Genomic DNA, 8487 nt, shown 5'->3' on the forward strand with positions numbered 1-8487 from the left:
ATCGATAATGTACATGGTGTTGCAGGTCCACATCAGCGTGGAGGCGATAAACAACATGCGGACGTTTTTATCCTGCCAGCCGCTTACCTGGGTGATGGGCTTGTCCGTCACCTGCTCTACGCGCGCCACCGATGGCAGCACAAAGGCTATCAGCGCCAGGCTGATGGCAAAAATTCCCGCGGCGATGGTGAACATGACGGTGAAACCGTAGTTCAGCGCCAGCATGAACGCCAGCGGGGGGCCGATGACCCATGCGAGAGAGAGCTGCGCACGCATTACCGAGCTGAACATCACCACTTCCCGCGCCGAGTTGTCGGCGTACTCCCGGGCCAGAGCGAAGAGCTGCGGCATGGCGGTGTTCGCCAGAGAGGCCAACAGCACGCCACAGGTGATAAGCGTCAGGTAGTGACGATTAAAGGCAAACAGCAACGCGTTGCCCACGGCCATGGCGCAACAAAAGAGGATCAGCTTGCGGCGATCGCCCTGGCTGTCGGATCGTTTCGCCAGCCACAGGCTGACGAGGATCCCGGCAATGGCGTTGACGGTGTAGAACAGGCCTACCCAAAATGGCTGCGCCCCAACCTCACGACTGAGAAACAGGCTCAGCGTCGGCGCCTGTAGCGCACCGGCCACGCCCATCATGAAGGCCACCAGCATAAAAGCGGCGTACACGCCGTTCAGGCGTCGCCCCATCGTCATCAACCAGAGCATGCGCAAGTCCTTATGAAAGCGAATCGAAATTGGGTGAAATAGTAAACGAAAAAAGCCAGCAAAAACATTTTGCTGGCGGGTGATTAGCACCAATACTCAGTCACACATGATCGAGGCGAGTTAGCGAGAAGAGGTCGGTTTCGTAACGTCCCACTGCATCAGATCTTCCAGTATTCTCAGCCGCTGCTCTGCGCACTGGCGGGCCAGCCAGGACACTCCCTTTGTCGCTGAAAAATAGTGCTGATAAAACTGACGTGCGGTAGACCTCTTCATAATTTACCTCCTCGCTTCATCGATAAGGATTATTGGCTTAATATAGGGATTAATAAATTGCTGATTTTTTGTCAGGAGTTCCTCTTTTATGCCTTCTGGTCGTCTGCAACAACAATTTATCCGCCTCTGGCAGTGCTGCGAGGGGCAATCGCAGGAGACCACGCTGAACGAGCTGGCTGAGCTCCTCAACTGCTCCCGGCGTCATATGCGTACCCTCCTTAACACCATGCAGCAGCAGGGCTGGCTAAACTGGGAGGCCGAAGCCGGACGCGGTAAGCGCTCGCGCCTGACTTTCCTCTATACCGGCCTGGCGTTGCAGCAACAGCGGGCGGAGGATCTGCTGGAGCAAGACCGCATCGATCAGCTGGTCCAGCTGGTGGGCGACAAAGCCGCCGTGCGCCAGATGCTGGTCTCGCATCTGGGACGCAGCTTTCGTCAGGGACGCCACATTCTGCGAGTGCTTTACTATCGCCCAATGAAAAATCTTTTGCCCGGTACGGCGTTACGTCGCTCTGAAACCCACATGGCCCGGCAGATTTTTAGCGGTCTGACGCGGATAAATGAGGAAAACGGGGAACTGGAAGCGGATATTGCCCATCACTGGCAACAGGTGTCTCCGTTGCACTGGCGCTTCTTTTTACGTCCCGGCATTCATTTCCACCATGGACGCGAGCTGGAGATGCGCGACGTTATCGACTCCTTAGAGCGCGCCCGCACGCTGCCGCTCTATTCGCATATCGCGCGGATCCACTCCCCCACGGCCTGGACGCTGGATATTGAGCTATCGCAGCCGGACAAATGGCTTCCGTGGCTTCTGGGCTACGTGCCCTCGATGATCCTGCCTGCCGAGTGGCGATCCCTGAACAATTTTTCCAGCCAGCCGATTGGTACGGGCCCCTACTCCGTTTCACGGAACAACAGTAATCAGCTGAAGATCCGCGCCTTTGATGATTACTTTGGCTATAGGGCGCTGATCGACGAAGTCAACGTCTGGGTGCTACCGGATCTCAACGAAGAGCTGAGCGCAGGCCTGACGCTGGAAGGGCCAACAGCCGGTGAAAAGGCGTTCGAAAGCCGCCTGGAGGAGGGCTGCTACTACCTGCTCTTCGATAGCCGCAGCCATCGCGGGGCGAATCACGACGTACGCAGGTGGATCAGCCATGTTCTGGCGCCCGCTAACCTGATTTATCACGCAGAGGAGCAATACCAGACCTGGTGGTTCCCGGCCTATGGCCTGCTTCCGCGCTGGCACCATGCGCAGCCAGTACGCAGTGAAAAACCTGCCGGACTGGAGACCATCACCCTCAGCTACTATCGCGATCACATTGAGCACCGGTTTATCGCAAGGATCATGAGTAAGCTGCTGGCAGCCGAGGGCGTGACGCTGGCGATACAGGAAGTGGACTATGATGAATGGCACCGTGGAGATGTTATCAGCGATATCTGGCTCAACAGTGCGAACTTCACGCTGCCGCTTGATTTTTCGCTCTTCTCTCACCTGTATGAAGTGCCCCTGATTCAGCACTGTATCAATCGGGACTGGCAGCGAGACGCCGCACGTTGGCGGGCAGGAGAAATGGATCTGGCCGCCTGGTGTCAGGAGCTCCTGGCCGGGCAGACGATCGTACCGTTGATTCACCACTGGCTGCTGATCCAGGGTCAGCGCAGCATGCGCGGCCTGCGAATGAATACCCTGGGCTGGTTTGATTTTAAATCCGCGTGGTTTGCGCCGCCGGAGCCATAACGCTTTCGTAATATTCACCAAATCATTACAATAGCGCCGTTCTCAACGGGGTGCTGCATCACTGATGTGCGCTGAGATAATACCCGTCGAACCTGATCCGGATAACGCCGGCGAAGGGATTTGAGGCTGTCTCTCAAAATCCTTTGCCACTCAACCCTGAGGTGCAAAGTGTTAAAAAACGTTCTTCCTCTGCTGGCGCTGTTTGCGCTGCCTGTTTTTGCTAAGCCTGTCCTGACGGTCTACACCTACGACTCCTTCTCCGCCGACTGGGGCCCCGGCCCGGCGGTGAAAAAAGCCTTTGAAGCCGACTGCAACTGCGAGCTGAAATTCGTGGCACTGGAAGATGGTGTCTCTCTGCTTAACCGGCTGCGTATGGAAGGCAAAAACAGCAAAGCCGACGTGGTGCTCGGGCTGGATAACAACCTGCTGCAAGCCGCCACTCAAACCAGACTGTTCGCCAAAAGCGGCGTGGCGGCAGATGCCGTCAACGTGCCGGGCGGCTGGAAAAACGACACCTTCGTACCCTTTGATTACGGTTACTTTGCGTTTGTCTACGATAAAAACAAGCTGAAGAATCCGCCCAAAAGCCTGAAAGAGCTGGTCGAAAGCGATCAGAAGTGGCGCGTGATTTATGAGGATCCGCGCACCAGCACGCCGGGTCTGGGGCTGCTGTTGTGGATGCAGAAAGTCTATGGCGACAAAACGCCTGAGGCGTGGCAGAAACTGGCTGCGAAAACCGTTACCGTCACCAAAGGCTGGAGCGAAGCCTACGGCCTGTTCCTGAAAGGCGAAAGCGACCTTGTGCTGAGCTACACGACTTCTCCGGCCTACCACATTATCGCCGAGAAGAAAGACAACTACGCTGCCGCGAACTTTGCTGAAGGGCATTATTTGCAGGTGGAAGTGGCCGCCCGCACCGCCGCGAGCAAACAGCCGGAGCTCGCCGAGAAATTCCTGAAGTTTATGGTTTCACCGGCATTCCAGAATGCTATTCCGACAGGAAACTGGATGTACCCGGTCACTGATGTTGCGCTGCCGGCAGGTTTTGAGCAGCTGAACAAACCGCAAACCTCCCTGGAATTTACGCCGCAGCAGGTTGCCACCCAGCGCGCCGCATGGATAAGTGAATGGCAACGCGCCGTCAGCCGCTGATCCCCGGCTGGTTAGTTCCCGGGCTGCTCGCCGCTATACTGATGGTGGTCGTCAGCCTGGGTGCATTCCTTGCGCTGTGGTTTAACGCGCCAGAGAGCGATCTGCTTGCCCTCTGGCACGACAGCTATCTCTGGCACGTCATCCGTTTCTCCTTCTGGCAGGCGTTTCTCTCCGCGCTGCTGTCGACGCTCCCGGCCATTTTCCTCGCGCGCGCCCTCTATCGCAGACGTTTCCCCGGCAGGCTTGCCCTGCTGCGGCTGTGCGCGATGACGCTGATCCTGCCCGTGCTGGTGGCGGTGTTCGGCATTCTGAGCGTCTATGGTCGGCAGGGATGGCTGGCATTCCTTTTCAACCTGCTTGGTCTGGAATGGACCTTCTCGCCATACGGCCTGAAAGGCATTCTGCTGGCGCATATTTTTTTCAATATGCCGATGGCCACGCGCCTCTTTTTACAGGCGCTGGAAAACATTCCCGGTGAGCAGCGTCAGATTGCCGCCCAGCTTGGCATGCGCGGCTGGTCGTTCTTCCGCTTTGTCGAATGGCCGTGGCTGCGACGCCAGATTGCCCCGGTTGCCGCGCTAATCTTTATGCTCTGCTTCGCCAGCTTCGCGACCGTACTTTCTCTCGGCGGCGGGCCGCAGGCCACCACCATTGAGCTGGCGATCTATCAGGCTTTAAGTTACGACTACGATCCGGGCCGCGCCGCGCTGCTGGCGATCGTGCAGATGGTATGCTGTCTGGCACTGGTGTTACTCAGCCAGAGGCTAAGCAAAACGATCCCCACAGGAAGCAATAACATGACAGGCTGGCGCGATCCGCAGGACTGCCTGTATAGCCGCGTCGCGGATTTTATGCTGATCGCACTGGCACTCCTGCTTTTGCTGCCCCCGCTGCTGGCCGTTATCGTTGATGGACTGAATCGCAATGTGTTGTCGGTACTGCAACAACCTGTCCTGTGGCAAGCGACGTGGACCTCCTTGCGCATTGCGTTGGCAGCCGGGCTACTGTGCGTGATCCTGACCATGATGCTGCTCTGGAGCAGCCGCGAGCTGTACGCGCGTCATGCCCGTAAAGCCGGACACGCGCTGGAACTGACGGGTATGCTGATCCTGGCGATGCCGGGCATTGTGCTGGCGACCGGATTCTTTTTACTGTTCAACAGCACCATCGGCCTGCCGGAAAGCGCCGACGGCATCGTCATTTTTACCAACGCACTGATGGCCATCCCTTACGCGCTCAAGGTACTGGAAAACCCGATGCGCGACGTCAACAGCCGCTACAGCTTGCTGTGTCAGTCGCTGGGCATGCAGGGCTGGCAGCGCCTGAAGGTGGTAGAATTGCGCGCACTGAAACGTCCGCTCGCCCAGGCGCTGGCGTTTGCCTGCGTGCTGTCGATTGGCGATTTTGGCGTAGTGGCGCTCTTCGGCAACGAGGATTTCCGCACGCTGCCGTTCTGGCTTTATCAGCAAATTGGCTCCTATCGTAGCCAGGACGGCGCCGTCACGGCGCTGCTCCTGTTGCTGCTGTGCTTTGCGTTATTTACCGTTATCGAAAAACTTCCGGGGCGTGATGTTAAAACTGACTGATGTAACCTGGCTTTATGAGCACCTGCCAATGCGTTTTACCCTCTCCGTTCGTCAGGGAGAGCGAATCGCAGTGCTTGGCCCCAGCGGGGCCGGAAAAAGTACCCTGCTCAATCTGATTGCCGGTTTTTTGCAGCCTGCCAGCGGGTCGATCGTCATTGATAACGGCGAGTATACCTACGCTCCGCCGGCTAAGCGCCCGGTGTCGATGCTGTTTCAGGAAAACAATCTGTTCAATCATCTTACGGTCTGGCAGAACATCGCGCTGGGTATGGATCCGGGGTTAAAGCTCAGTGCTGCGCAGCGGCAGACGCTGGAGGCGATCGCCGAACAAATGGGCCTGTCTGCGTTTATCAACAGACTTCCGGGGGAGCTTTCCGGCGGCCAGCGCCAGCGCGTGGCGCTGGCACGCTGTCTGGTGCGCGAGCAGCCGCTGCTGCTGCTCGACGAACCCTTTTCGGCGCTCGACCCGGCCCTGCGCCAGGAGATGCTCTCGCTGGTTGAGGAGGTGTGCGAGCGCGAGCAACTGACGATGCTGATGGTTTCGCACAGCATTGAAGATGCCGCACGCATCGCGCCGCGATCGGTGGTGATCGCGGAAGGACGTATTTTGTGGGATGGAGAGACAGAAGAACTTCTGAGTGGTAACGCAGGGGCATCTTCATTGTTGGGCATTCGTGCGGTCTGATGCCCTCACCCTGGCCCTCTCCCACGGGGAGAGGGAAAACACCTTAACGGCTCACCACCTTCAACAGGATCTCGCCGTACACCGGCATCAGCGGGTGACGGATCAGCGCCACCAGCGCTACCACCGCCACGCCGAGCGTAAGTGGGGCCAGCCAGAGCAGGCGCGTGCGCGGGAGATAGCGGGTCAGGCGATCGACGCTCGCTTTCGCGCTGCGCCACAGGCGCCAGCAGAGCCAAACCGCCAGCCACAGCAGCACCGCCGTACCCAGCAGCAGCCATTTAAACTCACCGCTTTGCATACCGTCAGGAATATCAATCGCCGCGCCCGCCAGGATACCCGGCAGGAAGTAGAACGGCGGCCAGAAGACGCAGCCGATGATATTCGGCACCACAAACTTCGCGACGGGCAGATCCAGCATCCCGGCCACCATCGGCACCAGTGGACGCGTTGGCCCAACGAAGCGCCCCACGAGGATGGTGAACATGCTGTGCTGGTGCAGTGCATGCTCGGTTTTATCCAGCAGCGCTTTGTTTTTTTTCATGAACGACCAGCGGTGCAGCGGCTTCTTAAAGCGCCAGCCCAGCCAGAAGGAGATCCAGTCCCCCAGCAAACAGCCGATAATACCGGCCATCCACGCCTGCCAGAAATTGACCTCGCCGCTGCCGATAAGCGCCCCAAGCCCCGCCATCATCACGGTGCCGGGCAGGATCAGCCCGACCAGCGCCAGCGACTCCAGAAACGCCACCAGCGCCACGGCGATGAGCGAATACATAACGGACTGGGTAATAAAATGTTCCAGCAATGCCTGCATAACTATTCCGGTCAGAAAACGAATCAGCGATTCTGCTTAGCGCCCTGCACCGCGTCAAGGCATCAATTGTCTGAATAGTTTACAAGATGCGCCTGAAGTTCACCTGAATGTTTACCGATTATTCACATCCCGCACGGAATTCGCTCGGGCTGGCACCGGTGCACTTCTTAAACACGCGAGAGAAATAGAGCTGATCTTCAAAGCCGACGTTACGCCCGACGGTGGCGATAGGCATTCGGGTGGTGCTGAGCAGCAGTTTCGCCTGGCTGATGCGCTGATCCTCGCGCCAGCTGAGTACGCTCACGCCAAGCTGCTGGCGGAACAGATGCGACAGCCGTGACGGCGACAGGCACACATGCTGGGCGACGCTGGCAATATCAAACTGGCTGTCGGCAAGGTGGTCGCTGATGTACTGGCAGGCGTCGCGGACGCGGTTGTCCAGCGGCGGATTAAGCGACTCGTTGATGGCCTCCATGCGGCGCAGCAGTACCTGTTCAAGCAGGTTGATGGCCAGCAGTTCGGCGTAGCGCCCTCCCGCCTGCCCTGCCTCAATAATCTGTGCAAACAGCTCACGGAACTGCGCCAGATGCGCCTCATCCGGGCGATAAAAACCGGTTTGCGCGAAAATGGCCGGCCACGAGAGCCACTCCTGCCAGTAGGCGCGCGGACGGAAATAGACCCACTGGTGATACCACTCTTTGGCATCCGGGTGGCGCCCGTAGTGGTGGATCTCCCCCGGCGGGAACAGCAGCATATCGCCGGGGCGGCAGATAAACTGCCGATCGCCGTTTTTAATCACCCCTTCCCCGCGAACGGTCAGGTTCAGAATATACCCTTTCATTCCGAGCGGTCGATCGACGTAGAAATCGAGATACCCCTCGGCCTCAATGGGCGTCAGCCCCGCCACCAGATGGGCGTTAAATGAGTATCCCGGCAGCAGGGGATCGTTTTGCGGTTCGGCCATAGATTCAGTTCTCCCAAGGGTCCTGAAGGAAACCAATTGTCCATATCGATAAAAGCAGTATAAAAATGGCCCGCGAAAAGATCCAAAAAGCATCACGCCTCTTTTACGTCCGCCATGTTTCAGCCTTTTCCCCTGATTTCTCCGCCAGCACGGGCGGATAAGCAGTAACAAAAGTGTCTATAAGTACGGCAGAAATGTCCACATTGAATATTTGCACGGCGTCACACTTTCAATCGTAACAGCAATTTAATCCATAAGATTAGCGGATCCTGCCTGACGATCTTTGTCCTCAGTCTCTAATGTTCTTCCATACCTGTTTTGGATGGAGCAACACCATGGCAATTGCAATTGGCCTCGATTTTGGCAGCGACTCAGTTCGCGCGCTGGCAGTGGACTGTACGACTGGCCGGGAGATAGCAACCAGCGTTGAGTGGTATCCGCGCTGGCAAGAGGGGCGCTACTGCGATGCGCCGAACAACCAGTTCCGTCACCACCCGCGCGATTACATTGAATCAATGGAAGCGGCGATCAAAACCGTGCTGGCGGAGCTGACGGATGCCC

The 8487-nt window shown here is 57.6% G+C and carries 8 protein-coding genes, 1 pseudogene and 1 riboswitch; of the genes and pseudogenes, 5 read left to right on the forward strand and 4 right to left on the reverse strand.

Annotated elements, in window-relative coordinates:
* Nucleotides 1-711 (reverse strand): MFS transporter (locus HP459_RS18940; RefSeq protein ID WP_171936643.1); only part of this gene is annotated, 711 nt, incomplete at its 3' end.
* Nucleotides 712-831: 120 nt separating this feature from the next.
* Nucleotides 832-984, reverse strand: a complete 153-nt coding sequence (gene sgrT / locus HP459_RS18945) for a glucose uptake inhibitor SgrT (RefSeq protein WP_003856388.1) — start codon at nucleotides 982-984, stop codon at nucleotides 832-834.
* 88 nt (nucleotides 985-1072) lie between these two features.
* Here sgrT and sgrR point away from each other — a divergent pair, with 88 nt between their 5' ends.
* The 4 genes from sgrR (at nucleotide 1073) to thiQ (ending at nucleotide 6151) form a co-directional block, all read left to right on the forward strand.
* Nucleotides 1073-2728, forward strand: a complete 1656-nt coding sequence (gene sgrR / locus HP459_RS18950) for an HTH-type transcriptional regulator SgrR (protein ID WP_022647030.1) — start codon at nucleotides 1073-1075, stop codon at nucleotides 2726-2728.
* Nucleotides 2729-2764: 36 nt separating this feature from the next.
* Nucleotides 2765-2865, forward strand: a riboswitch (TPP riboswitch).
* A 31-nt stretch (nucleotides 2866-2896) separates the two neighbouring features.
* Nucleotides 2897-3880 (forward strand): thiamine ABC transporter substrate binding subunit, encoded by a 984-nt coding sequence (gene thiB, locus HP459_RS18955; RefSeq protein ID WP_022647029.1) that lies wholly within the window; start codon nucleotides 2897-2899, stop codon nucleotides 3878-3880.
* Nucleotides 3856-5466: a thiamine/thiamine pyrophosphate ABC transporter permease ThiP gene (gene thiP / locus HP459_RS18960; RefSeq protein ID WP_126314605.1), complete on the forward strand. Its 1611-nt coding sequence runs from the start codon at nucleotides 3856-3858 to the stop codon at nucleotides 5464-5466. Before thiB ends, thiP begins: the two co-directional genes overlap by 25 nt.
* Nucleotides 5450-6151, forward strand: coding sequence for a thiamine ABC transporter ATP-binding protein ThiQ (thiQ, locus tag HP459_RS18965; RefSeq protein ID WP_045308058.1), 702 nt, complete (start codon nucleotides 5450-5452; stop codon nucleotides 6149-6151). Before thiP ends, thiQ begins: the two co-directional genes overlap by 17 nt.
* A 43-nt stretch (nucleotides 6152-6194) precedes the next feature.
* Here the strand turns inward: thiQ and HP459_RS18970 are convergent, their stop codons facing one another.
* Together HP459_RS18970 and araC are read right to left on the reverse strand one after the other, a co-directional pair.
* The gene (locus HP459_RS18970; protein WP_017383796.1) at nucleotides 6195-6962 is read right to left on the reverse strand and encodes a DedA family protein; all 768 of its coding nucleotides are present in this window, start codon (nucleotides 6960-6962) and stop codon (nucleotides 6195-6197) included.
* A 118-nt stretch (nucleotides 6963-7080) separates the two neighbouring features.
* Nucleotides 7081-7926: an arabinose operon transcriptional regulator AraC gene (gene araC / locus HP459_RS18975; RefSeq protein WP_032625458.1), complete on the reverse strand. Its 846-nt coding sequence runs from the start codon at nucleotides 7924-7926 to the stop codon at nucleotides 7081-7083.
* 335 nt (nucleotides 7927-8261) lie between these two features.
* Here araC and HP459_RS18980 point away from each other — a divergent pair.
* Nucleotides 8262-8487 (forward strand): annotated as a pseudogene (locus HP459_RS18980) (ribulokinase); the annotation flags it as partial.

It is taken from the genome of Enterobacter sp. CM29 (assembly GCF_013179605.1).
GTDB classification, from domain to species: Bacteria; Pseudomonadota; Gammaproteobacteria; order Enterobacterales; family Enterobacteriaceae; genus Enterobacter; species Enterobacter intestinihominis.

What these genes read in the sequence shown, in the direction of transcription:
- thiP (WP_126314605.1), top strand. Translation starts at nt 3,856, where the DNA reads ATGGCAACGCGCCGTCAGCCGCTGATCCCCGGCTGGTTAGTTCCCGGG.
- araC (WP_032625458.1), bottom strand. Translation starts at nt 7,926, where the DNA reads ATGGCCGAACCGCAAAACGATCCCCTGCTGCCGGGATACTCATTTAAC.
- thiQ (WP_045308058.1), top strand. Translation starts at nt 5,450, where the DNA reads ATGTTAAAACTGACTGATGTAACCTGGCTTTATGAGCACCTGCCAATG.
- HP459_RS18970 (WP_017383796.1), bottom strand. Translation starts at nt 6,962, where the DNA reads ATGCAGGCATTGCTGGAACATTTTATTACCCAGTCCGTTATGTATTCG.
- sgrT (WP_003856388.1), bottom strand. Translation starts at nt 984, where the DNA reads ATGAAGAGGTCTACCGCACGTCAGTTTTATCAGCACTATTTTTCAGCG.
- sgrR (WP_022647030.1), top strand. Translation starts at nt 1,073, where the DNA reads ATGCCTTCTGGTCGTCTGCAACAACAATTTATCCGCCTCTGGCAGTGC.